The following is a 25,141-nucleotide window of genomic DNA, read 5'->3' as shown; positions in this document are numbered from 1 at the left end:
TCAGGTGGCTTCCTGCACGCCGCGGGCGATGCCGTAAACGGTGGACTTGAGCGCCGCGTAGAGTTCCCCGGAACAGACTCGGCCGTTCGCCCGCCAGCGGGACAAAAGCCGCACCTGCAGCAGGTTGATGGGATCCACGTAGGGATTCCTCAACCGGATCGAACGCCGCAAGGCGGGCTGGTCCTCAAGCAGGACTTTCTGCCCAAGTATGTTCATCAGGCCGTCCAGCGTTCGTTCATGCTCCTGCTGTATCGCGGCGAAACAGGCTTCGTGCAAATCCCCGGCCAGACGCGAATAGCCTATGGCAATTTCGAGATCGGACCGGGCCAGTACCAGTTCCAGGTCGCGGAGCATGCCTTGCAGATAGGGCCAGTCGCGGGCCAATCCGCGAATGAATTTGAGGCCGAATTCTTCGATGGCGTCAACAAAACCGGCGCCGAACCCGTACCAGCCCGGCAACAGATTGCGGCTCTGGGCCCAGCAGAAGGTCACCAGCGGACGGGGCAGTTCCACGGCCGTTCCCTCGCGCATGCCGCTGCGCCTGGCCGTGGTGGGCATGCGCGCCAGCAGGTCCGCCGGCGTGGCAAGTTCGAAATAATCGGCCATGCCGCGCGGGCCGCCGGGGAACTCGCTGTGGGCCCGCACGCTCGCCTTGGCCAGGCATTCCAGCAATTCCTCCGCTCGCCGGGCCGTCTCTTTTCCCTCGCGGCCGGCCCGGGCCAGCAACAATTCCCCGATCGCAAGCTCCAGCGACCGCAGGACGATACCCCGCATGCCATAGCGCAGTCCCGCCCGTTCTCCCGCCTCGGCGTACCGGAAGGGTTGCCGAAGCTGCTCGGACGGAATGTCGGCCAGCAGGCTGCGGCGGCCGCTGCGTTCATAGGCGCTTCCCCGCGCCTGCAGCAGCACCGGCGTAATTCCCGAATTCGCCACCGCCCCCACCGCGGCCTTCTGCAGCCCGCGGATCGACCATTGCTCGGACGGAAGATCGAACACCAGCCTTGAGCGGGCGTGATCCACCATCAAGAACTGCCGCCGGTTTCGCCTCTCCAGGTGTCGGCGATACGCAGGTTCCTTCAGCAACTGACCGAGCACGCGAGCGCACTGGCGGGCGTCCATATCGCTTTCGAACACCGGAATCAGGTCCAGGGGCGTGTGTCCGTCGGCCCGTTCAAATCCGGCCCAGCGCGCCAGCAGCAACGCGCCGAGCACGTCCGCCGGCTCCTTGACGCCGCCCAGCAGCAGCCCGCCCAACGCTTTCCTGCCGTAGCGCCCCCTCAGGTAACGAAGGGCGTCGAACACCGCCAGTGCGCGCAAGCCCTCGTTGCCGAGACCCTCCGGACGGCCCAGATCCTGCTCCAGCGCCAGGCGCAGGCATTTCAGCCGCGACGCGGGAGTCTCCCACCGTTTACCGCCGAACGCCTTCCCCAGAACACGGCGCAGGACCACGGCCCGCTGGCGAAATTCCACCGACAGCAGGTGAAAACCGAAGGTTTCCACGCGCCGGACCAGCCGCTGCACGCCCCGGCTTCCGGCGAACATTCCTCCCTGCTCGATGAGGCTGTCCGTGAGCACCTCCAGGTCGTCAAGCAACTCATGCTCGTAGTCGTAGTGGAAAGCGCTGTCCAGCGCAGTAGCCTCCAGGCGCGCCGCCATCAGCAGCAACAGGAGCCGATAGGGCATGTCCCGCTGGTCCGGTCCGAGTTCCGCGTATATGTCCGGGAAATGCTCCCGATAAACCCTGATCCGGCGCCGGATTTCTCCCCCTGGGTCGATGCGCCGGGCCGAATGGGTAAGTGTCTCGGCAAGCTGCAGGCACTCTTCGCGGTACAGGTTCAGAACCGCCAGCCGCTGACGGTCGAAGAGCTGCCGGATGAAGCGTGGCGTGATTTCCACGTCCGCTTCGAGGTCCCCGCCGATGGCCGAATGAAAGCGAAGCAGGCTCGAGATGTGCGCGTCCCGGGCCTGTTCCCCGAAAGCGATCGCCATGGCCTCCGTCAACGAGTCGTAGAAGTCCGGCAACGCAGGGTAGATCACTTCGGTCACGAAATAGAGCAACTGCTGCAGCTCCGCCGCAATCGTGGTTTCCTCGTGCGGATGTTCCTCGCAGTGCCAGATCGCGGTGATCTTTTGCTGCATCGACCGCAACAGGGCATCGACCTGCCGGGGAGCGGCGTCGGAATTCTTGAGTTCCTCAAGGTTCAATGCGATTTCACGCTGCTGACGCAGCACCGCGGTGGGCGTGGGCTCCGTCGGATGGCCGGTAAACACCGGATGCAGCCGGATCGTGTTCAGAAGTCCGACGGCGCCCGCCAGATTCGTCCCGTCCTTGCGAAGCCGCTGAAATACCGCTTCGGGGCCGCCCCGTTGCGGTTGGCTGGCGTCGTACAGGTAGGCACGGCGGCGGCGAACGCGGTGCAGTTGCTCGGCCGTATTCGTGGCCTGAAACCAGGTGGCGAAGGCGCGTGAAACGTCCTGGGCCCGGCGGTCGTCCAGCCCCGCGAGCAATTCCTGCAGACGGTCGTGCGCGCCGGCGTCGCCATTGCGGCGTGCAATCGCCAGGCTGCGCGCCGATTCAACGGCATCGAAAAGTTCCGCGCCGCCCCGATCCTGGATCATGGCGCCGATCAGGCCGCCGAGCTGATGCACGTCCTGCCGTAAGGAAACTTCCGTCTTGGAAAAGCGGATATTGCGCCGCTTGTCGGCCGGCAGCGAGGCCGGGTGGCGCTTGCGGCTGGCCTGCGGGGTCATCGGATCAGCCCTGGTCCAGGTATCGGGCCAGGAACTCGTCGAACGGGGGTTCGGGCGCGGATTCCATGGCCAGCAGCCTCGCTAGCGAGGCCGGCGCCTCGTCCTTAAGGGCCCGTCGCCTGGCGGCATTGGGCCGAGCCCGTGGCGGGCGCGAGGCCAGTCGGGCCTTCTCCATGCCCCAGGCCTGATGGTCCCAGCCCGCATCGCCGAGCTCGTCCAGCACCCTGGCCGCCGGGGTAAGCCCCGGATCGCGCAGGGAAGCCCTGGCCGCCTTGAGCGCGGACGAATATTCGCCTCCCGCCCCGCCGTCCAGCGCTTCGCACACCGGCCTCATCGCCCTGCACACCTCCAGGCCCCAGTTGTCGAGTCTAATCCGTCGCCGCTTGCGGATCAGGCGGACGCCCCTGGCGCGCCCGCGCCAGGCGGTCTGGTCGAGGTTCGACACGCAGGCCAGGTATTCGTCGGCAGCCATCGGAGGACTTTCCTCCAGCAGGCAGTAAAGAAGAAAAGCCTCCAGGAAACGCATGGAGGCTTCGCTGACGCCCAGCGGCTCGAACGGATCGGCATCGACCAGCCGCAATTCGAGATACTCCGCTCCCCGCCTGCGCAACGCCGTTGCCGCGCGCTCGCCCCTGCGAATCCGGCGCTTGGGCCGCGCCGCCGAGTAGTACTCGTTCTCCACCTGCAGGACGCTGTCGGACAATTGCCGGTACCGGCCGCGCACGCGCACGCCGATCTTGCTGTACTCGGCATGCCGGGCATGGACCGCCGCCTCCAGGTCGCGAACGTACTCGTGAACGCTGTTGGCGGAAATCACAAGGCCCGCCTGCAGCGCGCTGGTATAGCCCAGGCTGCTCATTCTCAGCGATGTCGCATCGGGCGCATAGAGCGTTCCCTTGCGCCCCTTCTTCAGGTCGGCGGTGCGCACCTGTGAAAGGGTGTCGTGAAACGCCGGCGAAGCGCCAAGCAGATACGTGGGCAGCCAGGCCAGCCGCCGCACGTTGCGCATCTGGCCCATGATCCAGGCGGAGCGCTTCGCGACGATTCCGGAGGGCGGGCTCTCAAGGTGCGGCAGCGACCTCCATAGATCGGGCGGCGGCGAGTAATTGAAATGGATGCCGACGATGGCCTGCATGCGCGGGCCATAGCGGTTGGCCAGCCCGAGACGGTAAATATGCTTGAGCATGCCGATATTGGAGCTTCCGTACCGGGCCGGCAAAAGTTGCCGGTCGGAGGAAATCGCGGGCGGCATGCTGGGCGTCCAAAGCTGTTCGCCGTCCAGTTGCGCCAGGACGAATTCGTGCAGCGCCGCCAGCCAGTCGCTGACGTCGTGGGTGGATTTGACGGGAGGAGTTATCAGTTCCAGCAGCGCCTCGGCAAAGTCCGTGGTGATATAGCGGTGGGTCAGGGCCGACCCGAGATCCTCGCCATGCGGCGTGGGCGCGACCCGGCCGGCCGGGGTGACGCGCAGGCATTCCCTCTCGACGCCCCTGAGCCCGCCCGAAAGCTGCTGCCGGGTAAGCCGACTTATTCGTTGCCTGATGACTGCGCCTTGCATTGGCGCTCCGCGCTCCGTGAGACGGACCTACCGGGAGGGCGCCGCGCTGGGAAGATGAGGTTGCATTTCGAGGGGTGACCTGTCGGTGTATCCACGCGATGGCGGCGCTGTGCGGCAGCCAATTGTAAGCGCACCGGGACAGGTGTCGGGTCAGGTTTGCGGCGCCCGGGCTTCGGGCATAATGGGCCGGGCAGCGGCCCTCTGATGGCCCATCGGCCCACAGACAGTGCTGCGCGGCCCGCGGCAAGAGCGGGTAGTCCGAAGGAGGAAACAATGCAACGTATCGCCACACTTTCCGTAATGACTCTGGTTCTGGCAGGCGGAGCGGCCTGGGCCGGGTGCGACTATCCCGACGAGCCCACGACGCCGAATGCGGAGGAAATGACTATCGATGAATTCAGGTCCGCGATCGCCGAGTTCCGGGAATTCCAGACTGCGCTGGAAGGTTATCGGAAGTGTCTTGAGGACGACTTCGAATCTCTGGACGAGGACTCCAAGACCGACGAACGCAGGGAGCTGTTTGTCAGGCGTTATGACGGTTCCGTGGACCGTGAGCAGCAACTGGCGGACCAGATGAACGAGCAGATCCGCCTGTGGAACGAAATCAACCAGAGCGACGACTGAGCCAGCCCGGAACACGCGGGAGCGAGGGCACGTCACGTCCCTCGCGGCGCCTCGCATTCTAGTTCGAAAAATTCAGGAAGCGCAGGACCCTTCGCAGCAAGTTGCGAACAGGCGATTGGGTACCGCTCGGCGTGCCTGCACGGGCGGGCTCAGCGCCTCCGGCTTTTCCGGCCTGGGCGACCGCGGCGGGCGCCGGCGCGGCTCCCGGCGTTTGCACGACGGGCGGGCGGAACAGCGCCGCCGTTGCAGCCTCGCGATTGCTCCCGGTTATTTCCCGGCTGATTTCCGCGGCCAGGTGGCGCGCCGGGGGTATCCCGTGGGCCACCAGCAGTTCCTTGAGTTCCCCGATCTCGTCGCTTGAGATCCGTTCCGTTCCCATTGCCGTTCCGGCGTCCGAAGCCACCCCGGCGCCCGCCGGACTCGCGGCAAGGGCGAACGCGCAAGCCAGGGCGGAGAAAAATGCCGTACCGTAAGTCATCGCTGTGCTCCTCTGTGTCGACGGCGGCCCTTGTTCAGGGCTTCGTGCCGTGTTCCAAACTCGCTACATAGATGCCGCCCGACCCCCAAATGGATGCGTCGGCGATACAATGCCCGTCCTCCGACTGAAGCCTTAGAGAAATGTCAGCATCCACGCAGATCGCCATCACCGGGGCGGCCGGTCAGATCGGCTACCAGCTCGCGTTCCGCATCGCTTCGGGGCAACTCCTCGGCCATGGCCAGTCGATCACGTTGCGGCTGATTGAAATCGCTCCCGCAATGCAGGCGCTCGAGGGCGTCGCGATGGAGCTCGAAGACTGCGCCTTCGGCTCGCTTGAGGCGGTGGTCGCCACGGACCGCCTGGAGGAGGGTTTCCGCGGCGCCGACTATGTTTTCCTCGTCGGCGCAAAGCCACGTGGACCCGGCATGGAGCGCTCCGACCTCCTGACCGAGAACGCGCGCATATTCTCAAGGCAGGGAGCGGCGCTCAACGAGCATGCCGACGAGCACGCCAGGGTGCTGGTGGTGGGTAACCCCGCCAACACCAACGCGCTGATCGCGTCGTCGAACGCACCGGACATGAATCCGCGCAATTTTTCGGCCATGACCCGACTGGACCACAACCGCGCCTGCGCGCAACTGGCGGCGCGCACGGGCCACCACGTCAGCGCCGTCAGGCGGATGACCATCTGGGGCAACCATTCCGCCACCCAGTATCCGGACCTGTCGCAGGCGACCGTTGACGGCAAGGCGGCTGCAGAACTCGTCGACAGGGACTGGGCGCGGGGTGAATTCATAACCACCGTGCAGCAGAGGGGCGCCAGCGTAATCAAGGCGCGCGGCACGTCCAGCGCCGCCTCGGCCGCCAACGCCGCCATCGAGCACATGCGCGACTGGTCACAGGGCACGCCCGAGGGCGACTGGGTAAGCATGGCGGTGCCCGGCGACGGCAGTTACGATTCGCCCGAAGGGGTGTTCTTCTCCTATCCCGTTCGCTGCGAGGACGGCGACTGGGAAATTGTGCGGGGCTTGGACCTGGACGATTTCTCGCAGGAGAAAATACGCATCACGGGCGAGGAATTGCTTGACGAGCGGGCGGCGGCAAGCGATCTCATGTTGTAGTACCCCATGGCCCGGGAGGTCAGGCTATGATCGATTTATCCAAGGCAAGCGCTTTGTCCATGAACAGAACCACTTTCGCAACGCTGCTGGCAGCGGCGCTTCTGTGTTCCTGCGGAAGCCCCGGGCAGCAGGAAGAGGCCGCGCCGGACGCGGATGCGGCGAGCGCGCCGGCGCTGGCGCCTGAAGTCGCACTGCCTCCGCGCAAGCCCTCGCCCGAAGGCGCGAGCGTATGGTTCGTCTCCCCCGGGGACGGCGCCGTGCTGACTTCCCCGTTCACGGTGGAGTTCGGGCTGGAGGGCATGGAGTTGCTGCCCGCCGGAGAGATCGGGGAGCACACCGGACATCATCACCTGCTGGTGAACACCCCATTGCCGCGCATGGACCTGCCAATCATCACCGACGACGCCCACATGCACTTCGGCCTGGCCCAGACCAGCGTCGAGCTGTCGTTGGAACCAGGCACCCATACGCTGCAGTTGCTGCTGGGCGACGACCTGCACATCCCCCACGAGCCGCCGGTAATGTCCGAAGTCATTACGGTTGAGGTGACGAACTAGGGCGTGAAGCGCTACGCGCGGTCGGACTGACGCCGGACCCGCAAGCCCTCCACGCCGAGATCGACCGCCAGCGGCGGGAACCCCGCTTCCCGGACGGCCTCGCGCAAGGCGAGCAGTTTCCCCCGGTCGGTCGAGAAGGCCAGGCCGCAGTCGCCGCCGCCGGACCCGGACGGCTTGTACACGCAGTCGGCTGCGCGCGCCAGACTTTCCAATCGCAGATGCTCGCGGCTGTATACGCCCAACCCGGCCGAGCGATCCAGTTTCCGCCAGGCCGCCGCGTATTCCTGCACCGCCGCGACGATCGCATCCGGGCTTCGATCCCAGACCCGCCGGGCCGCTTCCGCGGCGGCGCACAGCGCGCTGAAGTGCGCGCCCTTCCCGCCCTGCAGCGCTTCCCGGAATCGCCCGATGGCATGGGCGGTGTCCGCATCGCGGCCGGTGAAGATCACCTCGCAATGAAGGCCTTCGGGCCAGTGAAGGCTCTCGACCCGATCACCCTCTACCGCAATCACTCCGCCGTGCAGGCTCGCCGCCACGTCAACGCCGCTCCCTCCCGGGCCCTGAAGTTCCCTGTGCAGGTCATCGGCGATGCGCAACCGGTCGATGGAGGGAGACCGGCGGCCCCGGTCCTGCGAAGCAAGCAGCAAGCCGGTTACCGCTACGGCCACGGCGGCGCTGGATCCGAAACCCAGCTTGATTCCGCCGTCCGAGTACAGCGCCTTGCTGTCGATCTCAAGCGGCCGGCCGGCCGGCGCCGGATCCAGACCGTGCCGGAGCAGAATCTCGCCGGCCGCCAGCCGCCAGCGCGCGGCTTCGGGATCCTCGGCGGAATCGCCGGACAGGAAGCGCGCATCGACATGCCTGCCAATGGCGCAGGCAACGGCCGGCGCGCCCAGCAGCACCGCGTACTCGCCGGAAAGAAACAGCTTGCCCGGGGCCCGGGCCTGGATCCTGGATACCGGCATCGAGGCCAGCTAGCCCGGGACGAGCCGAGCTCCGCCGCCCAGATCGCCGCTGAGCACCTGTTGCACTCCGGGAACCTGGCCCAGCGCATCGCATACTTCGTCGAGCACGTCCGGGAGACAGACCGCCTTGACCTGGGGTCCCGCGTCCACGGTAAAGAACACCGGCCGGCCGTCGCGCGCCAGGGCCTTGACCCGGTGCATGCACTCGATGGTGGCGCCATTGAAATACATCAGGGGTGGCGAAGCGCCCATGGCGGTGGCATGCATTCTCAGGCAATTGCCTTCGGACAGTTCGGCAAGACGCTCGAAATCACGTTGCGCCACGGCGCGGCCGGCATCCTCCAGGTCGGCCTTCTGGCTTTTGAGCCAGGCCTTGTAGAAGGGCGACGAGCGCCGGGTGAGTTCCATGCCCGAGCGGGAGTCCGTTTGCTTGAGCCCGGTTTGCGTAACCGCCACAACCACCTTAAGCGGCCATTCCTCCGGCGCAAGCACTGACGTGCAGGACCAGTTTCCCTGGGGATCGATCGACAGCAACACGACTCCGCCATGCAGTGAGCGGGGCGCGGACCCCGAACCCGCCATTGCCGACCGCCCGACGAGGTCAAGTTCTTCGGCCAGGCCAAGCGCCGATGCGCCGGCCACGGCCAGCGCCGCCATCCCGGAGGCGGACGAAGCCAGGCCCGCGCCGGTAGGAAAATCGTTGCGCGATTCCACCGTCGCGGACCCGGACTCGGCGGCCCGTTGGCGCAGGGGCGCAAGGCAGTCCTGCATCCGTTTGAGGTCCCTGGAGTTTCGCCGGCCGTTCAGCGTCAGCGCGTCCCGACCCCCGGCCGGGTCGAAGCGCACCGTCGTGCGGGTCGCCAGGAACCCCAGCGTCAGCGACAGCGACCCCATGGCCGGCAGGTTGCCGCGGGCCGGCCGCTTGCCCCAGTATTTCACCAGCGCTACGTTGGGGTGCGCGATGGCGCTGCCCTGCATGATGTCCTCGCTTGACACGGCGCTACCTCGGCCGAGAATCTCCTTGCGGGATTTTAGGAGAACACCGGGCGGGCGCGACATAAAATTCGTTCCTTCCTCAGCAGCCGCCCCGTGGCGGCGGGCAGCGCGCGACATGATCACCCGACGCCAGCATGGACTCAAGCGAGAACTTTGAACACAGGCGGGCCGGCTACCAGGCTCGCGTCAACGCCTTGCTCGAGCGCGTGCTGCCGAGCGCGGCGACGACGCCCATGCGATTGCACGGCGCAATGCGCGAAGCGGTCATGCGCGGCGGAAAGCGCCTGAGGCCGCTGGTCTGCTATGCAGCCGCCGAAGCAGCCGGCGTCCCCGACTCGCTCGTCGATGCGCCGGCCGCCGCAATCGAACTGATTCATTGCTATTCGCTGGTGCACGACGACATGCCCTGCATGGACGACGACGACTTCCGGCGCGGCAAGCCCAGCATTCACAAGATGTACGGCGAGGACACCGCGCTGCTGGTCGGCGACGCGCTGCAGACCCTGGCCTGGCAGGTCCTGGCAACCCACTCCTCGTTGAACGGCCACGACGGCGCCCGGGTGCGCCTGATGGATCTGCTGACGGAATGCGCCGGATCGGTGGGCATGGCGGGCGGGCAGGACCTGGATCTGAGCGGCGGCGATCGACCCGATGTAGCGGAACTGGAACACGCGTATCGCACCAAGACCGGAGCTCTTTTCCGCGCCGCGGCGCTGGCGCCGGCTTGCGTGCGCCCCGATCTGGCGGTGCGCCAGAGGCATTCGCTGGAAGTGTTCGCCGACGCCCTCGGCCTGGCGTTCCAGATACGCGACGACCTGGCGGACCGGGATACCGATCGGCGGCAGCAACCACAAGGCGGCGGAGCCAACCTGCCTTCCTGGGTGCAGCGTTTCGGGACGCAGGCGGCGCGAGAGCGGATTGGGGAGTTGACGGCGATCATGCGCTCCGCATGCGAGGATTTCGGGGATCGGGCGGGCGGACTGCAGTGGCTGATCGGCTTCATGCGCGGCACGCACTCCGCCTCTACAATGAAATAGCGCGAAGAGGAACACCAAGGCGGATCCTGGGGGCCATGTACGAGCAATTTCACGGCTTGAGCGAAAGGCCTTTCAGCATTACGCCCGACCCGCGCTACCTGTACCTGAGCACGCGCCACGCCGAGGCCCTCGCCCACCTGTTGTACGGGGTGCGTGAGAACGGCGGCTTCACCCAACTGACCGGCGAGGTGGGTACCGGCAAGACCATGCTGGTCCGGTGCCTGCTGGAACGCTTGCCGGAACGGACCGACACCGCGATCGTGCTGGACCCGCCCGCTACCCGCATCGAGTTCCTGCAAACCATCTGCCGTGAATTGCGAATGCGCACGCCCCGCTGGGCGGAGAATCCCTCCTCCCTGGGCGCGGCGCTCAATCGCAAGCTGCTGCGAACCTATGCCGCCGGAAGGCGGACGATACTGATCGTGGACGAGGCCCAGGCGCTGGGCGCGGACCTGCTGGAGCAGGTGCGGCGGTTGACCAATCTCGAGACTGCCCGGCACAAGTTGCTGGGTATCGTGCTGGTGGGCCAGCCGGAGTTGCACGAAACGCTGGCGAGGCGGGACCTGCGACAACTGGCGCAACGCATCACGGCGCGCTGCCACCTGGGGCCGTTGTCGCGCGCGGAAACCGGCGAGTACCTCCGGCACAGGCTGAAGGTGGCCGGTTCAAGCCGTGAGGTATTCAATTCCCGCGCAAGACGCCGCTTGTACCGGATATCCCGCGGAATTCCCAGGATCATCAACGTCGTGGCCGACCGCGCCCTGCTGGGGGCTTTCGTTCGCAGGGAACATGAGATCGGTCCGCAGCTGGTGCGGCTGGCGGCGCGCGAGATTTACGGGCGCCAGGGCGCACCGGCAGGGGCGCTCTGGAGCGGCGCGACCGGCTGATCCGATGTCTTTCGTCCTCGACGCACTCAAGCTTTCCGAGAAGCGTCGGTCCCGATTCGCCCGGCCGGTGTACGCCCATCCTCCTCCCGCACATCGGATCGGCAGGCGGAGGCGCTGGATTGCCGTGCTCGCGGCCGCCCCGATCATTGCCGGCGTCTTCCTGGCGTGGCGCCTGGTAGCTCCTCCGTCTCCGGCTCCACTCCCCGCGCCGGCCGACAACACCAACATGTCCGCGGCAACCGAACCCGACGCGACGCGCCCCGACACGATCAACGGCCTGGAGATGTCCCGCGGCCTCGGCCCGGCAGCCCCTGGCGGCCCGTCTGCTTCGATCGTAGAGGAACAGCCTTCGCTCGAGGCCCCGATCCCCGCCACCGCGGCCGAGCCGGCGCCTGCGACGCCTACCTTGCTGCCGGCGGAAGAACTTCCGCTGGAAATGGCGCCGCCGGACTGGCCGGAACTCACCCTGCAGATGCTCTTCTACGGCCCGGAAGGCGGTCGCAGTTTCGTGCAGATCAATGGGCGGAACTATCGCGTGGGCGAACGCCTGGAGGACGGTCCGGAGGTGCTGGAAATAGCCCCTCACGGCGTGATTCTGGCCTATCAGGGGAAGAACGTCCTTCTGGCAATGGATCGATGAAGGGCATTCACTATCTCGATGGACGGCGGCTGGCGCGCGCCATCACTGCCGGCATGCTGCAGCTTCAAAACAGCCGCGAGGAGCTGGACCGTATCAACGTGTTTCCGGTGGCGGACGGCGACACCGGCCTGAATATGGCGCATACGGCGCAAGCCGTGATCCTTGCGCTGGCCGAGTCACCGTCGCGGAGCGCCGGCGAAGTGGCCCAGTCCGCGGCCAGGGGAGCGTTATACGGCGCGCGCGGGAATTCCGGCGTGATCCTGGCTCAGTTCCTGCACGGACTGGCCGAGGCCTGGGAGGACAAGGCGCGCCTGGATACGCGCGACGTCGCACTGGGGTTGAAGGCGGCGGCCGAGTCCGCCCGCAACGGCCTGAGCAATCCACGCGAGGGGACCATCCTGAGCGTGATGAGCGCGGTCGGCATCGGCGCGCTTGACGTTTCGCCCGAGGGAGAGCTCACCGCCCTCCTGTCGGCCGCTCGGGAAGCGGCCGACGACGCGGTGCAGAAAACCCCGGAACAGCTCGAAGTGCTTCGGCGCGCCGGCGTGGTCGATGCCGGCGGCGCCGGCCTGGCGCAGCTGCTGGGCGGCATCGAGCAGCTCGTCAGGACAGGGCGGGGCGCCGAGGCGGGCGAGTTTGCCGGCGCGGCAAGAGCCCTGGCGGGCACCGCGCACGCGCACGATCTGGGCGAGGAATCCGAATTCCGCTATTGCACCGAGTGCATGATCTCCGGCCAGGACCTGACGCCGGCCGGCATACGCGAGGAAATCCAGCCGTTGGGCGATTCCATCGTCGTGGCGGGCGGCGCCCGCATCGTGCGCCTGCACATACACACGGACAGGCCGCATGAGGTATTCGCCGTTGCACAGGAGCACGGTGAAGTCAGCAGCGAGAAGGCCGACGACATGCACGTGCAATTCGCGCTGCTGAACGGCTCGAGAGTTCCCATCGGTTGCGACAGCGGCGCGGACATCCCCGCGGAACTGGTCAGGGACCTGCGGATCACGACGGCGCCGCTGCGCATCCACCTGGGCGAGCAAGGCTATCTCGACGAGTTGGGGCTGCCGGCGGACTGGCTGTGGCGGGCGATGGAGGATCATGGCGAGAGGGCGCAGACCGCCACGCCGCCGCGCGGCGACATGGAACGGGTAATGGGATTTCTGGCCGGACATTTCCCCGAGTCCGTGTGGATCACGCTGGCCGGCGCGGTGAGCGGCACCGCCGATGTATCGCGCAGCGTGGCTTCGGAAATGACCGGCGGGAAAGTACGGGTCGTGGACAGCGTCAACGTTTCGATCGGCCATGGCCTCATCGTTCAGCACGCAGCCGAATGGGCGCGGCAGGGGGCGGGCGCGGACGAAATCATCGCGGCACTGCCGCCCTTGCTGGAAGCCGCCCGAACCTTCGGTGTGATCGAGGACCTTTCCCACGGCGTGCGCGGCGGACGCATTTCGCCACGCATCAAGCAACTCAGTGACTTGCTCAAGGTGGACGCCCTGCTCGGCATCGGCCGCAACGGAACCGTGAAGGCATGCGGCGTGCAGCGCCGGTCGGGCGACCGGGTCAAACGCTTTGCGCGGTACGTGCTCAAGCGCTTTCCCACTCACCAGCCGTTGCGGATTGCGGTCGCGCACGCCAACCGCCCGGAATCGGGGCAACGACTGCACGAACTGCTGGTGGAAAGCGTCCCGAACCTCGTGTCGAGCTACGTGACCGAACTGGGCGCGGTCGTGAGCGCCCACGCCGGTCCCGGAGCTCTGCTCGCCGCCGCCATCCCGGCACTGCCTGTCCGCCCGGCCCCTGAGACCCGGGCTGCCTGAAGCTGCAGTCTAGTCGCGGATGCCCACGCCCTTGCGGATCAGCACGGCGCACACCCCGAACAGCACGAACACGAACACGCCCATCATGATGAAGGCGGTGTTCAGATCGACATCCGTCGTGCCGATCATGCCGTAGCGGAAGGCGTTGATCATGTACAGGATGGGGTTGAAGAGGCTGAGCGTGCGCCATATCCCCGGGAGGAGGTCCACCGAGTAGAACACGCCGCCCAGGTAGGTCAGCGGTGTGAGGACGAAAGCGGGAATCAGAGACACATCGTCGAACTTGCGCGCGAAGATGGCGTTGATCATGCCGCCCAGCGAAAACGTGATTGCAGTGCAGAAAAGGGTGAACACGACGATCACGGGAGAACGGATCTCGAGATCGGTAAAACCCATGGCGACGGTCGTTACGATCAGGCCCACGATCAGGCCCCGCATCACGCCGCCGGCGGCGTGCCCCAGGATGATCACGTAGTTGGGCAGGGGCGAGACCAGCATTTCCTCAAGGTGGCGCTGAAACTTGGCGCTGAAAAACGAGGACACGACGTTGCCGTAGGAATTGGTTATCACCGACATCAGGATCAGCCCGGGCGCGATGAACTGGGTGTAGTCGAAGCCGGACATGGAACCGATGCGCTCACGCAGTTGCCCGAAGATGATGAAGTACAGCGACATCGTGATGGCGGGCGGGACGATCGTCTGCACCCAGATCCGCAGGATGCGGCGCGCTTCCTTGCGGAGAATGGTGTACAGGCCGACGGCCTGTTCCCAGCCGGTCATTCCTCCCGCGCTTACCTGCTCAGCCACCGGATCGGGTCCTCGGGTTTGCCGTTACGGCGTATCTCGAAATACAGGCCGGGTTGCGGACGCCCCCCGGAGCTTCCGGCATGGGCGATTACCTGTCCCTTGTCCACCGTTTCGCCCTTCCTGCCCACGAGCCGGTCATTGTATGCATACAGGCTCAGGACGTTCTCTCCGTGATCCAGCACCAGCAGAAATCCCAGTCCGCGCACCCAGTCCGCGAACACCACGCGACCGGCATGCGGTGCCCGCACCTCGGCGCCCTCCGAAGCCTCGAGAAGGATGCCGTCCCAGCTGGCGCGGCCCGCGCCCAGCCCGGCCCCGAAACGCCGCACGACGGAGCCGTCCACCGGCCAGGACAGTTGACCGCGCGCCGCGATGATCGAGGGCAGCGCAGCCGGCGGGTGCGCCTCTATCGCTTCTCCCAGATTCTCGACCAGGGAAGCCAGCGTGGCCGCCCGGCTCCTGAGCCTCCCGATCTCGTCCCCGGCCGCGCCTATACGCCTAGCGAGCTCCGCAACAGTGGCCCTGCGCCGGGCCGCGGCCTGTTCCAGCCTGCGAATCTGTCCGGCACGTCGCGCTTGCAAGCCCGCCAGCTCCTGTTCCACGCTGCCCGATTCCTCGGTCAATGAACGTCTCTCTCCCGCCAATCGGGCCGAATCTCCGGCCCGCCGCGCCCAGGACCGGACCAGCATGCCGGCCCAGGCCAGCCGGCGGTCCACTTCTCCGGCGCTCTCGCCGCTCAGCAGCGCCTTCAACTCTTCCTGCCTGCCGGAGCGCCAGGCAAGGCGCATTGAGGCTGTCAAGGCCTGCCGGGCCTGGCGGCGATCGTCTACGTTGCGGGTCAGGTCGGCTTCCAGCCGGGACTGTTTCTGTCGGCTGGCCGCGAGTTGCCGCTCCACTTCAGCGGACTCTTCCCGCAAGCGCATGATTTCGGTTTCCGCATCCCTGAGTTCGGCTTCCGCCTGACCTTTCGCCCGCATGTCCCGGTCGAGCTCCTGCTCGATCACCTCAATGCGCCCGAGCAGTTCGGCCAGTTCCCGGTCCCCGCCGGCATCCTGTGCGGCGGCCAGGAGCGGAACGGCGAGAAGGCCTGCGATGGCGCCTCTCATTGCGGCGTAGGGACTCGGCTTGGCGATGAGGCGTTTGCTGCGGAATGGGGAGGGGAGGCGCGGAAATTATATCGGTCTCGTTATAATTTCTCCGCCGAAATGGGACGCCTGATCGAATTCGCAACCGCCCACCCCTGGCTCAGCCTGGGCGTGGTGGGCACTCTGCTGGCCGCGCTGTTCAACGAAGTGCGCCTGCGGGCCCTGGGCGTGAGCGCACTCACCCCCGACGTTGCGGTACAGGCCATCAACAAGGGCGCGGCCATATTCGATTTGCGGGAGCCGCAAGCCTTCGGCCAGGGCCATATTCCCAATGCCCGCAATATTCGCGCCGTGGACGTGCCGGCGGCGCCGAAGTTCAAGTCCGGCAAGACGGTGCTGCTGGTGTGCGACAACGGCTCGGCCAGCGGTCGGCTGGCCCAGGATCTGCGCAAGAAGGGTTCCGAACAGGTGTTCTGCCTGAAGGGCGGGCTGGCCGCCTGGCAGCGGGACAACCTGCCGGTGATCGTTGGGCGGGGCCGGCGGAAATAGTCCGCCGAATTCCATGTTCGCGATAATCGGCGCCGGCGCATGGGGCACGGCGCTGGCGGTTCACCTGGGCAAGGCAGGCTGCCCCGGGAAGCTCTGGGACATTGACCGCGGGCACATCGCGAATCTCCTGTCGCACCGGGAAAACAAGCGATACCTTCCCGGCGTTTCCCTCCCGCGCTGCGTGCAGCCCGTGGAGGAACTGGAAACCGCCGTCCGGGGCGCCGAGTGCGTCTTGCTGGTGACGCCCAGCTCGGCCTTGCGGGCGACTTTCCGCCGCCTCAAGCCACTGCTCGCTCGCGGCACGCGGCTGTGCTGCGCCTCCAAGGGCCTGGAGGTCGAAAGCGGGCTGCTCACGCACCAGGTGGCGGCCGACGAGCTTGGCCCCGATTTCCCGCTGGCGGCGGTCTCAGGCCCCACGTTCGCCACCGAAGTCGCCGCCGGTCGTCCTGCCGCGATTACGGTGGCTTCCGGGAGCGCCGAACTGGCCCGCTGGCTGGCCCGAAAGCTCAACTCGGGCGCGGTGCGGGCCTATGTTTCCGGCGACCTGACCGGCGTCGAGGTGGGCGGCGCCACAAAGAACGTGATTGCGATCGGGGCCGGCCTGTCGGACGGCCTGGGTTACGGCGCCAATGCCCGGGCCGCGCTGCTTTGCCGCGGCCTGGCGGAGATCGTGCGCCTGGGCGTGGCGCTGGGGGGGCGCGCCGGCAGTTTCATGGGCCTGGCGGGCCTCGGCGACCTGGCGCTTACCTGCTCCGACGATCAGTCCCGCAACCGGCGACTGGGGCTGAAGGTAGCCCGCGGCACACCGGTCGAGCAGGCGCTGGAGGAACTCGGACAGGTCGCCGAAGGGCTTTATGCCGCCGATGCCGTGCATCGTCTGTCGCGCCGCCTCAAGCTTGACCTGCCGATTTCGGAACAGGTCTACCAGGTGCTGCACCGGGGACGGGACCCTGGAACGGTGCTCAAGGCGCTCTTGAGCCGGCCGCTGAAATCCGAGGACGAAGTGCCGGTGGCGGGAGCATGAGCAAATCCGCGCTCTCCGTCGACTTTTGCGGCCTGCGGCTCAACTCGCCGATCGTGCTGTTGTCCGGCTGCGTGGGCTTCGGCGACGAGTACACCCGCGTCGAAGGTTTCTCCAACGCCGACGCGGGAGCCATCGTGTGCAAGGGAACGACGCTGGAGCCGCGCCTGGGGAACAGGGGCCACCGCCTCTGGGAAACCCCCGGCGGGATGCTCAACGCCATCGGTCTTCAGAATCCGGGTGTGGACGCGGTCGTTCGCGACATTGCGCCCGGACTCGACTACGACGAAACCTGCTGGTTCGCGAACATCTGCGGCAGCACGGTCGAAGAGTACGCCGAAGTGACGCGGCGGTTTGACGATACGCCGATGCAGGGCATGGAGATCAATATCTCCTGTCCCAACGTGCGCGAAGGCGGCGTGGCTTTCGGCAACGATCCGGACATGTCCGCGAGGGTGGTGGAGGCGTGCCGGGCCGCGACCTCCAAGCCACTGATCGCAAAGCTCTCGCCCAACCAGACCGATATCGCCGAAAATGCGCGACGCTGCCTGGAAGCGGGCGCCGACGGCCTGGCCGTGATCAATACGTTGATGGGCATGGCGATCGACGCGCAAAGCCGCCGCCCGGTGATCGGAAACGTGCAGGGTGGCCTGTCGGGACCGGCCATCAAGCCGCTGGCGCTGCTGAAGGTCTACCAGACGTATCAGGTGGCGCGAAAGTACGACGCACCGATCATCGGCCAGGGCGGCGTCATGAATGCCGCCGACGCAATCGAGTTTCTGCTGGCCGGCGCCACCACGGTCGGCGTGGGGACCGCTCTGTTCTACGATCCTCTGGTGTGCAGGAAGATCAACGCGGGCATCGCCGAATACCTCGACGAGCACGGGATCGGCAACGTGAGTGAACTCACCGGAGCGCTCAAGCTGCAACCGGATGTCGAGGACAGTCCGCTGTCCGGCTGATCGACATGCGAACGACCGTCCTGCGCGTTCTGTTCTAGAACTTCGCGTTCCGGCTTTCGGGCGGAAACAGCTGTCTGTCTCCGCGGGCCTGCTCCCCCGGCTTGATCACCGATGCTTCCCGCTTGTAGAAGCGGATTTCCTCGCTGGAGGCAAGTTCCCTGCCCCGTGCGTCAAGCAGACGGGCGCGCAAGCGATGTTCGCCCCGCCAGACCTCGCTTAGCGTCACTTTCGGCGGCTCGCCGCGCCATGCGGTCTCGACGCCGTTCAGTTCCAGCACCAGGCGGCTGCGGGGCTCGAACTCCCGGCCTGCTGCGATCATGACGTCGAGCGCGCCGTCGGGTCCCCGGACCGTCTCTTCAGGAGCAGGCTGCACGATCGCAAGTTCGGGTCCTGCACCTGCTCGCGATCCGACCGCCTTCGGCCCACGCTGCTCATTGCCGGACGCATCTGCTTCTCGCCCGGCCCAGCGGGACGCCTCGGGCAATTCCGCCGGAACAGCCCCCGCAAAGGGCCGGTCCGCATAACGCACGGAACCGCGCTCATCGACATGGCACCAGATTTCCTGCGCCTGCAATGCGGGCGGCAGGCCCGCCATCAACAGCAGGCCTGCCAACCCTGTCTTCATGGTCCTCCCTGGACTCCGTCGTGTAGCGTTCCGACAGGAACTACAGGCTGTAGTACATCTCGAACTCGACCGGATGGGTGGTGGCCCGCAAGCGGGTGCACTCCTCGTCCTTGAGTTCCATATAGCCTTCCAGCAGGTCGTCCGTAAAGACGTCGCCGGCCTTGAGGAAATCGTTGTCGGCGCGCAGTGCGTCGAGCGCCTCCTCCAGCGAAAACGCCACGGTCGGCAGCCCCGCCTCTTCCTCGGGGGGCAGGTCGTACAAGTCCTTGTCCACCGGGTCGCCCGGATGAATCTTGTTCTGAATGCCGTCGATGCCCGCCATCAGCATGGCCGCGAACGCGAGGTACGGGTTGGCCATGCTGTCCGGGAACCGCACTTCAACCCGGCGCGCCCGGGAATCGGCCACAAATGGGATACGCACCGCGGCCGAGCGGTTGCGTGCCGAGTAGGCCAGCAGCGTCGGTGCTTCGAAGCCCTTCACCAGCCGCTTGTAGCTGTTGGTGGCCGGGTTGGTGAAAGCGTTCAGCGCGCGCGCATGCTTGAGGATCCCGCCGATGTAATACATGCCGGCCTCGGACAGCCCGCCGTAGCCGTCGCCCGTAAAGACGTTGTTGCCGTCCTTGACGACCGACTGGTGAACGTGCATGCCGTTCCCGTTGTCGCCGACCAGCGGCTTGGGCATGAAAGTGGCCGTCTTGCCGAACTGATGGGCCGTGTTCATGACTGCGTACTTCAGAATCTGCACCTGGTCGGCCTTGGTCACGAGGCTGTTGAAACGCACCCCGATCTCGCCCTGGCCGGCCGTGGCCACTTCGTGGTGATGCACTTCCACGGGCAGGCCCAGGTCCTCGAGCGCCAGGCAGATGGTGGAGCGGATGTCCTGCAGCGAATCCACCGGGGGCACCGGGAAATAACCGCCTTTCACGCCCGGCCGGTGGCCGTAATTGCCTTCCTCGAATTCGCGCGTGGAATTCCAGCTTCCCTCGATCGAGTCCACGTAATACGAGGCGCTTTCCAGCGAACTGCCGTAGCGCACGTCGTCGAAGATGAAGAACTCGTTCTCCGGCCCGAAATTGGCATCGTCGCCTATGCCGGTGGAGCGTAGGTATTCGATCGCCCGCTTCGCGGTCAGCCGCGGACAGCGCGCGTAGGCCTGCATGGTGACCGGTTCGTATACGTCGCAGCGCAGCAGCAGCGTGGTGTCCTCGGCGAATACGTCGACGACGGCCGTTGCCGCCTCGGGTATCAGGACCATGTCGGACTCGTCGATTCCCCGCCACCCGGCGATGGAAGACCCGTCGAACATCTTCCCTGAAACAAAGAACTCCTCATTGACGACGCTCGCGGGCACGCTGACGTGCTGCTCCTTGCCGCGTGTGTCGGTAAAGCGGAGGTCGATAAACCTCACGCCCTTTTCTTCTATCAATTTAAGAACATCGGATGGTTTCATTGCGATTCGGCCCCCAAACGCCGGATAAGTTTCTCCAGGGGAGCGGCAGTTTGCCCCGCGCCGGTCGCCCACACCCACACCTGATTGGCGCGCCAGAATGCGCCTGAAGAAACCTGGGGACAGACCGAAACCAGCGCCGGGGGCTCCCTCCCGCGGCACGGCCCGCTATTGTAGCGGGTTTGACCCCGCCAGGTCTAGTGTTTCGGCGAAGAACTTGCGTGCTGCGGCACCGGGCGGTGGAGGTTAGACTTGCTTTGCGGACCGGAGAGCTCAGATGAACAGGCGAGCGGGACAGCATGAGATCTGGAACCTGATCCAGGGGGTATTCGACTCCTTTGCCGGGCGCGACGTACAGGGCATGGAAGACTTGCTGCACGACGATTGCACGCTCTGGGACCTGTTCGAGCCCGAGTTGATCGAGGGCAAGGAAGAGCGCGAAGCCTTTCATGAGCGCGACAAGACGCAGTCGATGGCGCGAGGCGGCCTGAGCATCGTCATCGATCCCCTGAAGCTGGACGTATACGACGACGTCGCCGTCGCGCGCTACTGGCTGGAATTCACATACGAGCCGCCCAACGCGACTTCAGGACGGGTTCGCATAACCGACGTGCTTGTGCGCACGCCGAACGGCTGGCGCATCGTGCATCACCACGAGGGAATGGCGCCCTCCGGCGTCCCCCCGATCACCGAGTAGGCGGCTATATCATTGGCGCCGCGCGGCCCGTACTGGAGGCCGGCGGAGAATCCGGATGAATCACGACAATTCAACTGCGCCCTGCGCCCTGTCCCGGCGCGCAATGATCGGAGGGCTGGGAGGGCTTGGCCTGGCCAGCGCGCTGAGCATCGAGGCGGGCGCTGACGACGGGGGCGGATTTTTCCCCGCGGCCGACGACAGGGAGGGCTGGCTGAAGGCTTGGTTGCGCGTTCAGGCGAGCCTCGGGGAGCAGGACTCGCCCTGGTGGTACATGGGACGGATTTACGCCCAGGTGGGCGAGGAACGCCCCAACCACATCCTGAACCTGGAGGGCACGGAAATCTACTGGCCCCGTCCGCTCGGCAACGGCGAGTATTCGATCAGCAGCCGCACCCTGACTTTCTTCAAGGACCCCGCCACCGACGAAATGCTCGACGAGTTCACGAACCCGTATACCGGCCAGACAATTGAAGTCAGCCCCAACATCCTGGGCGGTCCCGACGGCGCCCGCTACACGAAGGAGGGAATGATCTTCGCTGAGCATATCGATCCCTCCGGCGAACTTCGGCGCTGGAACTGGGACTGGAAGGCATCCGGCCCGCACGTATGGCTCATGGCGAGCCGGGGAATGACGCATGCGCCGCAACCATGGCTGGAGGCGATGACCATGTTCTGCCGCAGGGAGGACTTCGCCGATCCCGGCATCGAGAGCCTGCGCAGCAGTTTTTCCTCGACCTACTTTTCGCCCTGGCTCCGCTGGATGGGCATGCAGGACCAGCCCGGCCACCTCATATGGCATTCGTCCGGCTGCAAGCTGAATTCGGTGGACGAGGTGTCCGAAGCCTATCGCGAGCGCGCCGACCGGCTGTTCCCGGGACAATTGACGGCCAACCCCGCTTCCTTCGGCTAGCGGCTGGGCGCGATAGACCTCGTCCGGGAGCGGCTGACCGTCGTGAACAGGCTGGGCATCGTCGATGCGGCCGCCTATGTGCCGTCCATGCGGCTCGACCGGGGCGCCATCTTCGCCGCCAATTCCTGGGCCAACCCGGCGCTCAGGGGACTGGCGAGAGGGTCGCGCAGCATTTGCAACTGGGACGAGGACAGCCTCACCATGGGCGTCGAGGCGGCACGCCGTTGCCTGGCCGGCCGCTCGCCGGACGACGTCAGGCGCTTGTACTTCGCCTCAACGACGCCCCCCTTCGCGGACAGGCAAAGCGCAACCGTTATCGGAGAAGCGCTGAACCTGTCCGGACAACTGGCCGCGGTGGACCTCGGAAACTCCCGCAACGCCGGGATGCAGGCCTTGTGCGAAGCGCTGCGGGGTGACGGGCAGGCTATCGTGGTTGCCGCGGACGCGCGCCGGGCAAAGCCCGCCAGCGTCCAGGAACTGCAATACGGGCACGGTTCGGCGGCGCTGCTGCTGGGCCGCGAAGGCGTCATCGCCGACGTCGTGGCCGAGTACCGGCTGACGCAGGACTTCGTGGACCAGTTCCGCGGCAGCGGGGAAGACTTCGATTACCGCTGGGAAGAGCGCTGGATCCGCGACCGGGGCTTGCGCGAGATTGTTCCCGGGCTGGTTCAGGGCGTTCTGAAGAAAGCCGGAACATCGCCTGGAGACCTGGCCCGCCTGGTCCTGCCGGCTGCGCCGCCGCGAATGACCGCCGCGATGGCGAAGGCGCTGGGCCTGCCGCCTGAAGCGGTGCAGGATGGCCGGCTCGGCGATGTCGGCGACACCGGCGCCCCGCACCCGCTTCTGCTCATGGTGGATGCGCTGGCGGAATCGCGGCCGGGCGACCTGGTGCTGGTAATCGGTTTTGCCCAGGGCGGAATCGCCCTGCTGCTGAAGACCACCGGAAACCTGCCCCAGTGGCAGCAGCGCAACGCCCACCGTCTGGCGCTGTCGCCGCCACGGCCGGAGAGCGCCTACACCAAGTACCTGAATTTCAGCGGCCTGCTGCCGATGGATTTCGGCATGCGGGCCGAAGCGGACGCCAAGACCCAGCTCAGCGTCTTCGACCGGCACCGTGCCGAGCTGACCGGGTTTGCGGGGGGCCGCTGCCCCGTCTGCAATACGGTCCAGTTCCCGCGCAGCGAGCGCTGCGTTAACCCGGACTGCAATGCCGAGGGTGAGCAGGAAGTGGTGCTGCTTGCCGACGAACCGGGCACCGTCACCTCTTTTACGCAGGACTGGCTGGCCTATACCCCGCATCCGCCGCTGCAGTACGGTCTGGCGTCGACGGAAAGCGGCGCGCGGGTGCTGATGGAGTTCACCGAGTGCCCGCTGAAGCAGATGCAGGTAGGCTTGCGCCTGAGGTTCGTGTTCCGGATTCACGCGATAGACTCGCACAGAGGCTACCGGCGGTATTTCTGGAAGGGCGCGCCGGCGCCGACTGAGGAGAGCGCTTCATGACGGGCATATGCGACAAGGTGGCGATCGTGGGCATGGGCTGCTCGCGATTCGGCGAGCGCTGGGATTGCGACGCCGAGGACCTGATGCTGGAAGCGTTCCGGGAGGCCTCGGCGGACGCCGGCGTGGAGGCAGGTGACCTTGACGCCGCCTGGTTCGGTTGCTATTTCGACGACGCCAGCGTGGGCAAGTCGGCCCTGCCGCTGGCCAACGCCCTGAGACTGAAGAACATTCCGGTCACCCGGGTGGAAAACATGTGCGCCACGGGCACCGAGGCGCTGCGGGGCGCGGTCTACGCGGTTGCCGCGGGAGCCTGCGACATCGCCCTGGCCCTGGGTGTGGAAAAACTCAAGGACACCGGCTACGGCGGCCTGCCGGTCGGCACGCCTGGCACCTTTACCGAGCAATGGCGCCCCAACACCAGCTCGCCCGGCTCCTTCGCCCAACTGGCCTCGGCCTACCGGGCCGAACACCGGGTGAAGGGCGAGGACCTGAAGCGCGCGATGGCGCACGTGTCCTGGAAGAGTCACCGGAACGGCGCCATCAATCCCAAGGCGCACCTGCGCCGGGCGGTCGATCTCGACACCATCATCGGCGCCCCCATGGTGGCGGAGCCGCTGGGACTGTTCGATTGCTGCGGCGTCAGCGACGGCGCCGCCTGCGCGATCGTCACGCGTCCCGAAATCGCCCGCGAACTGGGCAGGACCGAGATCGTCACGGTCAAGGCCCTGCAGCTTGCGGTGAGCAATGGCTCGGAGGCGGGCCATGGAGGATGGAACGGAAGCTACATCCACTGCGGCCGCCTGGCCGGACAGCGGGCGCTGGAGGAAGCCGGCGTGCGCAGCGCCCCTGACGAGATCGACCTCATGGAGGTCCACGACTGTTTTTCGATTACCGAACTGGTCACGATGGAAGATCTGGGCTTCGCCGAAGAGGGCCAGGGTTGGCGGACCGTCCTCGACGGCGCCTTCGATCGCGATGGCGCCACTCCGTGCCAGATCGACGGGGGGCTGAAGTGCTTCGGGCACCCGATCGGCGCATCGGGACTGCGCATGGCCTACGAGGTGTATCTGCAACTTCTGGGCCGCGCCGGCGACCGGCAACTGCCGTCGCCCACCCTGGGCCTGACCCACAACCTGGGTGGCGAGCCGGCCCGCTGCGTGGTGAGCGTGGCGGTCTTCGGACGAAGCGATTAGCGTCGTGCCGCCGAAGCGGCCGGCAGATTTCCAGACGCTGATCCAGAAACTGGAGGCGTACTGGGCCAGGCGCGGCTGCGTCATCATGCAGCCGCTCGACCAACCGGTGGGCGCCGGCACATTCCACCCGGCCACTTTCCTGCGAGCGCTCGGCCCGGAGCCCTGGAACAGCGCCTACGTGCAGCCCAGCCGGCGGCCGACCGACGGCCGATACGGGGACAACCCCTTCCGGCTGCAGCATTACTACCAGTACCAGGTTGTCATGAAGCCGTCTCCCGAGAAGTTTCAGGATTGGTACCTCGAATCCTTGAGCCACCTGGGCATCGACCTGAATACCGAGGACGTGCGCTTCGTGGAGGACAACTGGGAATCGCCGACGCTGGGCGCCTGGGGGCTGGGCTGGGAAGTCTGGCTGAACGGCATGGAGGTCACGCAGTTCACCTATTTCCAGCAGGCCGGCGGACTGGACTGCCGGCCGGTAACCGGCGAGATCACCTATGGACTGGAGCGCCTGGCCATGTATCTGCAGGGCGTGGACAGCGTCTTCGACCTCTTGTGGTCGGCCCGTGGGCGGAAAGTGCTGTACCGGGACGTCTATCACCAGAACGAGGTGGAGATGTCGAAGTTCAATTTCGAACTGGCCGATATCGACCTGCTCTTCGGGCGCTTCGAGAGCTGCGAGCGCGAGTGCGCGCGGCTGACCGCCGAACGGCTTCCGCTCGCCGCCTACGAACAGGTGCTGGAGGCTTCACACACCTTCAATCTTCTCGATGCGCGACGCGCCATATCCACGAGCGAGCGGCAACGCTACATCCTCAGGGTCCGGGATATGGCCGGTGCGGTCGCGCAAGGCTACGTCGCCTCTCGGGAAACCTTGGGCTTCCCCTTGATTGGGTCCGGGGAGTAGGCGG

The 25,141-nt window shown here is 66.3% G+C and carries 24 protein-coding genes; 15 read left to right on the top strand and 9 right to left on the bottom strand.

The window, feature by feature from the left end:
* Together F4036_09225 and gshA are read right to left on the bottom strand one after the other, a co-directional pair.
* A complete protein-coding gene (locus F4036_09225) occupies nucleotides 1-2,751 on the bottom strand; it encodes a phosphoenolpyruvate carboxylase (protein MYK37919.1) in 2,751 nt (916 codons plus the stop codon).
* Between the two features lie 4 nt (nucleotides 2,752-2,755).
* Nucleotides 2,756-4,309, bottom strand: a complete 1,554-nt coding sequence (gene gshA / locus F4036_09220; GenBank protein ID MYK37918.1) for a glutamate--cysteine ligase — start codon at nucleotides 4,307-4,309, stop codon at nucleotides 2,756-2,758.
* 273 nt (nucleotides 4,310-4,582) lie between these two features.
* Here gshA and F4036_09215 point away from each other — a divergent pair, with 273 nt between their 5' ends.
* Nucleotides 4,583-4,933, top strand: a complete 351-nt coding sequence (locus F4036_09215) for a hypothetical protein (protein ID MYK37917.1) — start codon at nucleotides 4,583-4,585, stop codon at nucleotides 4,931-4,933.
* Between the two features lie 58 nt (nucleotides 4,934-4,991).
* Here the strand turns inward: F4036_09215 and F4036_09210 are convergent, their stop codons facing one another.
* Entirely contained in the window at nucleotides 4,992-5,411 is a 420-nt protein-coding gene (locus tag F4036_09210) for a hypothetical protein (GenBank protein ID MYK37916.1), read from the bottom strand.
* A 140-nt stretch (nucleotides 5,412-5,551) separates the two neighbouring features.
* Here F4036_09210 and F4036_09205 point away from each other — a divergent pair, with 140 nt between their 5' ends.
* Together F4036_09205 and F4036_09200 are read left to right on the top strand one after the other, a co-directional pair.
* On the top strand, nucleotides 5,552-6,532 hold the full coding sequence (locus F4036_09205) for a malate dehydrogenase (GenBank protein ID MYK37915.1): 981 nt from the start codon (nucleotides 5,552-5,554) through the stop codon (nucleotides 6,530-6,532).
* Nucleotides 6,533-6,558: 26 nt separating this feature from the next.
* Complete coding sequence (locus F4036_09200) at nucleotides 6,559-7,089, top strand: DUF4399 domain-containing protein (protein MYK37914.1); 531 nt, start codon at nucleotides 6,559-6,561, stop codon at nucleotides 7,087-7,089.
* Between the two features lie 11 nt (nucleotides 7,090-7,100).
* On the opposite strand, the gene F4036_09195 is transcribed toward F4036_09200, so the two are convergent.
* Together F4036_09195 and mvaD are read right to left on the bottom strand one after the other, a co-directional pair.
* Nucleotides 7,101-8,054 carry a hypothetical protein gene (locus F4036_09195; protein ID MYK37913.1) on the bottom strand — a complete coding sequence of 318 codons (954 nt, stop codon included), beginning with the start codon at nucleotides 8,052-8,054 and terminating at the stop codon, nucleotides 7,101-7,103.
* Nucleotides 8,055-8,063: 9 nt separating this feature from the next.
* Complete coding sequence (gene mvaD, locus F4036_09190; protein ID MYK37912.1) at nucleotides 8,064-9,032, bottom strand: diphosphomevalonate decarboxylase; 969 nt, start codon at nucleotides 9,030-9,032, stop codon at nucleotides 8,064-8,066.
* 152 nt (nucleotides 9,033-9,184) lie between these two features.
* Here mvaD and F4036_09185 point away from each other — a divergent pair, with 152 nt between their 5' ends.
* The 4 genes from F4036_09185 to F4036_09170 are packed head-to-tail and all read left to right on the top strand — an operon-like array spanning nucleotide 9,185 to nucleotide 13,434.
* The gene (locus F4036_09185; GenBank protein MYK37911.1) at nucleotides 9,185-10,087 is read left to right on the top strand and encodes a polyprenyl synthetase family protein; all 903 of its coding nucleotides are present in this window, start codon (nucleotides 9,185-9,187) and stop codon (nucleotides 10,085-10,087) included.
* Nucleotides 10,000-10,974, top strand: coding sequence for an AAA family ATPase (locus F4036_09180; GenBank protein MYK37910.1), 975 nt, complete (start codon nucleotides 10,000-10,002; stop codon nucleotides 10,972-10,974). The genes F4036_09185 and F4036_09180 overlap by 88 nt, the downstream gene beginning before the upstream one ends.
* The gene (locus tag F4036_09175; protein ID MYK37909.1) at nucleotides 10,877-11,614 is read left to right on the top strand and encodes a hypothetical protein; all 738 of its coding nucleotides are present in this window, start codon (nucleotides 10,877-10,879) and stop codon (nucleotides 11,612-11,614) included. Before F4036_09180 ends, F4036_09175 begins: the two co-directional genes overlap by 98 nt.
* Nucleotides 11,611-13,434: a DegV family EDD domain-containing protein gene (locus F4036_09170; GenBank protein ID MYK37908.1), complete on the top strand. Its 1,824-nt coding sequence runs from the start codon at nucleotides 11,611-11,613 to the stop codon at nucleotides 13,432-13,434. The genes F4036_09175 and F4036_09170 overlap by 4 nt, the downstream gene beginning before the upstream one ends.
* 9 nt (nucleotides 13,435-13,443) lie before the next feature.
* On the opposite strand, the gene F4036_09165 is transcribed toward F4036_09170, so the two are convergent.
* Nucleotides 13,444-14,214: an ABC transporter permease gene (locus F4036_09165; protein MYK37907.1), complete on the bottom strand. Its 771-nt coding sequence runs from the start codon at nucleotides 14,212-14,214 to the stop codon at nucleotides 13,444-13,446.
* 11 nt (nucleotides 14,215-14,225) lie between these two features.
* Nucleotides 14,226-15,347 (bottom strand): peptidoglycan DD-metalloendopeptidase family protein, encoded by a 1,122-nt coding sequence (locus tag F4036_09160; protein MYK37906.1) that lies wholly within the window; start codon nucleotides 15,345-15,347, stop codon nucleotides 14,226-14,228.
* A gap of 99 nt (nucleotides 15,348-15,446) precedes the next feature.
* Between F4036_09160 and F4036_09155 the strand changes: the two genes are divergently transcribed.
* Genes F4036_09155 through F4036_09145 form a run of 3 tightly spaced genes read left to right on the top strand, consistent with a single transcriptional unit; the run spans nucleotide 15,447 to nucleotide 17,858 of the window.
* The gene (locus tag F4036_09155) at nucleotides 15,447-15,875 is read left to right on the top strand and encodes a rhodanese-like domain-containing protein (GenBank protein ID MYK37905.1); all 429 of its coding nucleotides are present in this window, start codon (nucleotides 15,447-15,449) and stop codon (nucleotides 15,873-15,875) included.
* 13 nt (nucleotides 15,876-15,888) lie between these two features.
* On the top strand, nucleotides 15,889-16,899 hold the full coding sequence (locus F4036_09150; GenBank protein MYK37904.1) for an NAD(P)-dependent glycerol-3-phosphate dehydrogenase: 1,011 nt from the start codon (nucleotides 15,889-15,891) through the stop codon (nucleotides 16,897-16,899).
* The gene (locus F4036_09145; GenBank protein MYK37903.1) at nucleotides 16,896-17,858 is read left to right on the top strand and encodes a dihydroorotate dehydrogenase; all 963 of its coding nucleotides are present in this window, start codon (nucleotides 16,896-16,898) and stop codon (nucleotides 17,856-17,858) included. Before F4036_09150 ends, F4036_09145 begins: the two co-directional genes overlap by 4 nt.
* A gap of 34 nt (nucleotides 17,859-17,892) precedes the next feature.
* Here F4036_09145 and F4036_09140 read toward each other — a convergent pair whose 3' ends face one another.
* Together F4036_09140 and glnA are read right to left on the bottom strand one after the other, a co-directional pair.
* Nucleotides 17,893-18,483 carry a DUF4124 domain-containing protein gene (locus tag F4036_09140; GenBank protein MYK37902.1) on the bottom strand — a complete coding sequence of 197 codons (591 nt, stop codon included), beginning with the start codon at nucleotides 18,481-18,483 and terminating at the stop codon, nucleotides 17,893-17,895.
* 40 nt (nucleotides 18,484-18,523) lie between these two features.
* On the bottom strand, nucleotides 18,524-19,933 hold the full coding sequence (glnA, locus tag F4036_09135) for a type I glutamate--ammonia ligase (protein ID MYK37901.1): 1,410 nt from the start codon (nucleotides 19,931-19,933) through the stop codon (nucleotides 18,524-18,526).
* A 274-nt stretch (nucleotides 19,934-20,207) separates the two neighbouring features.
* Here glnA and F4036_09130 point away from each other — a divergent pair, with 274 nt between their 5' ends.
* Genes F4036_09130 through glyQ form a run of 5 tightly spaced genes read left to right on the top strand, consistent with a single transcriptional unit; the run spans nucleotide 20,208 to nucleotide 25,137 of the window.
* Nucleotides 20,208-20,627: a nuclear transport factor 2 family protein gene (locus F4036_09130; GenBank protein ID MYK37900.1), complete on the top strand. Its 420-nt coding sequence runs from the start codon at nucleotides 20,208-20,210 to the stop codon at nucleotides 20,625-20,627.
* Between the two features lie 55 nt (nucleotides 20,628-20,682).
* Entirely contained in the window at nucleotides 20,683-21,537 is an 855-nt protein-coding gene (locus tag F4036_09125; GenBank protein MYK37899.1) for a DUF1838 domain-containing protein, read from the top strand.
* Between the two features lie 42 nt (nucleotides 21,538-21,579).
* Nucleotides 21,580-23,037 (top strand): hypothetical protein, encoded by a 1,458-nt coding sequence (locus F4036_09120; protein MYK37898.1) that lies wholly within the window; start codon nucleotides 21,580-21,582, stop codon nucleotides 23,035-23,037.
* Nucleotides 23,034-24,230 (top strand): acetyl-CoA acetyltransferase, encoded by a 1,197-nt coding sequence (locus tag F4036_09115; GenBank protein ID MYK37897.1) that lies wholly within the window; start codon nucleotides 23,034-23,036, stop codon nucleotides 24,228-24,230. The genes F4036_09120 and F4036_09115 overlap by 4 nt, the downstream gene beginning before the upstream one ends.
* Before the next feature lie 4 nt (nucleotides 24,231-24,234).
* Complete coding sequence (glyQ, locus tag F4036_09110) at nucleotides 24,235-25,137, top strand: glycine--tRNA ligase subunit alpha (protein MYK37896.1); 903 nt, start codon at nucleotides 24,235-24,237, stop codon at nucleotides 25,135-25,137.
* Nucleotides 25,138-25,141: the final 4 nt, after the last annotated feature.

The sequence above is a fragment of the Gammaproteobacteria bacterium genome (genome assembly GCA_009845905.1).
Taxonomy (GTDB): domain Bacteria; phylum Pseudomonadota; class Gammaproteobacteria; order Steroidobacterales; family Foliamicaceae; genus Foliamicus.
The sequence above is the reverse complement of the archived record's forward strand: the minus strand, read 5'-3'. Positions and strand labels throughout refer to the sequence as shown.

What these genes read in the sequence shown, in the direction of transcription:
- F4036_09225 (MYK37919.1), bottom strand. Translation starts at nt 2,751, where the DNA reads ATGACCCCGCAGGCCAGCCGCAAGCGCCACCCGGCCTCGCTGCCGGCC.
- gshA (MYK37918.1), bottom strand. Translation starts at nt 4,309, where the DNA reads ATGCAAGGCGCAGTCATCAGGCAACGAATAAGTCGGCTTACCCGGCAG.
- F4036_09215 (MYK37917.1), top strand. Translation starts at nt 4,583, where the DNA reads ATGCAACGTATCGCCACACTTTCCGTAATGACTCTGGTTCTGGCAGGC.
- F4036_09210 (MYK37916.1), bottom strand. Translation starts at nt 5,411, where the DNA reads ATGACTTACGGTACGGCATTTTTCTCCGCCCTGGCTTGCGCGTTCGCC.
- F4036_09205 (MYK37915.1), top strand. Translation starts at nt 5,552, where the DNA reads ATGTCAGCATCCACGCAGATCGCCATCACCGGGGCGGCCGGTCAGATC.
- F4036_09200 (MYK37914.1), top strand. Translation starts at nt 6,559, where the DNA reads ATGATCGATTTATCCAAGGCAAGCGCTTTGTCCATGAACAGAACCACT.
- F4036_09195 (MYK37913.1), bottom strand. Translation starts at nt 8,054, where the DNA reads ATGCCGGTATCCAGGATCCAGGCCCGGGCCCCGGGCAAGCTGTTTCTT.
- mvaD (MYK37912.1), bottom strand. Translation starts at nt 9,032, where the DNA reads ATGCAGGGCAGCGCCATCGCGCACCCCAACGTAGCGCTGGTGAAATAC.
- F4036_09185 (MYK37911.1), top strand. Translation starts at nt 9,185, where the DNA reads ATGGACTCAAGCGAGAACTTTGAACACAGGCGGGCCGGCTACCAGGCT.
- F4036_09180 (MYK37910.1), top strand. Translation starts at nt 10,000, where the DNA reads ATGCGAGGATTTCGGGGATCGGGCGGGCGGACTGCAGTGGCTGATCGG.
- F4036_09175 (MYK37909.1), top strand. Translation starts at nt 10,877, where the DNA reads ATGAGATCGGTCCGCAGCTGGTGCGGCTGGCGGCGCGCGAGATTTACG.
- F4036_09170 (MYK37908.1), top strand. Translation starts at nt 11,611, where the DNA reads ATGAAGGGCATTCACTATCTCGATGGACGGCGGCTGGCGCGCGCCATC.
- F4036_09165 (MYK37907.1), bottom strand. Translation starts at nt 14,214, where the DNA reads ATGACCGGCTGGGAACAGGCCGTCGGCCTGTACACCATTCTCCGCAAG.
- F4036_09160 (MYK37906.1), bottom strand. Translation starts at nt 15,347, where the DNA reads ATGAGAGGCGCCATCGCAGGCCTTCTCGCCGTTCCGCTCCTGGCCGCC.
- F4036_09155 (MYK37905.1), top strand. Translation starts at nt 15,447, where the DNA reads ATGGGACGCCTGATCGAATTCGCAACCGCCCACCCCTGGCTCAGCCTG.
- F4036_09150 (MYK37904.1), top strand. Translation starts at nt 15,889, where the DNA reads ATGTTCGCGATAATCGGCGCCGGCGCATGGGGCACGGCGCTGGCGGTT.
- F4036_09145 (MYK37903.1), top strand. Translation starts at nt 16,896, where the DNA reads ATGAGCAAATCCGCGCTCTCCGTCGACTTTTGCGGCCTGCGGCTCAAC.
- F4036_09140 (MYK37902.1), bottom strand. Translation starts at nt 18,483, where the DNA reads ATGAAGACAGGGTTGGCAGGCCTGCTGTTGATGGCGGGCCTGCCGCCC.
- glnA (MYK37901.1), bottom strand. Translation starts at nt 19,933, where the DNA reads ATGAAACCATCCGATGTTCTTAAATTGATAGAAGAAAAGGGCGTGAGG.
- F4036_09130 (MYK37900.1), top strand. Translation starts at nt 20,208, where the DNA reads ATGAACAGGCGAGCGGGACAGCATGAGATCTGGAACCTGATCCAGGGG.
- F4036_09125 (MYK37899.1), top strand. Translation starts at nt 20,683, where the DNA reads ATGAATCACGACAATTCAACTGCGCCCTGCGCCCTGTCCCGGCGCGCA.
- F4036_09115 (MYK37897.1), top strand. Translation starts at nt 23,034, where the DNA reads ATGACGGGCATATGCGACAAGGTGGCGATCGTGGGCATGGGCTGCTCG.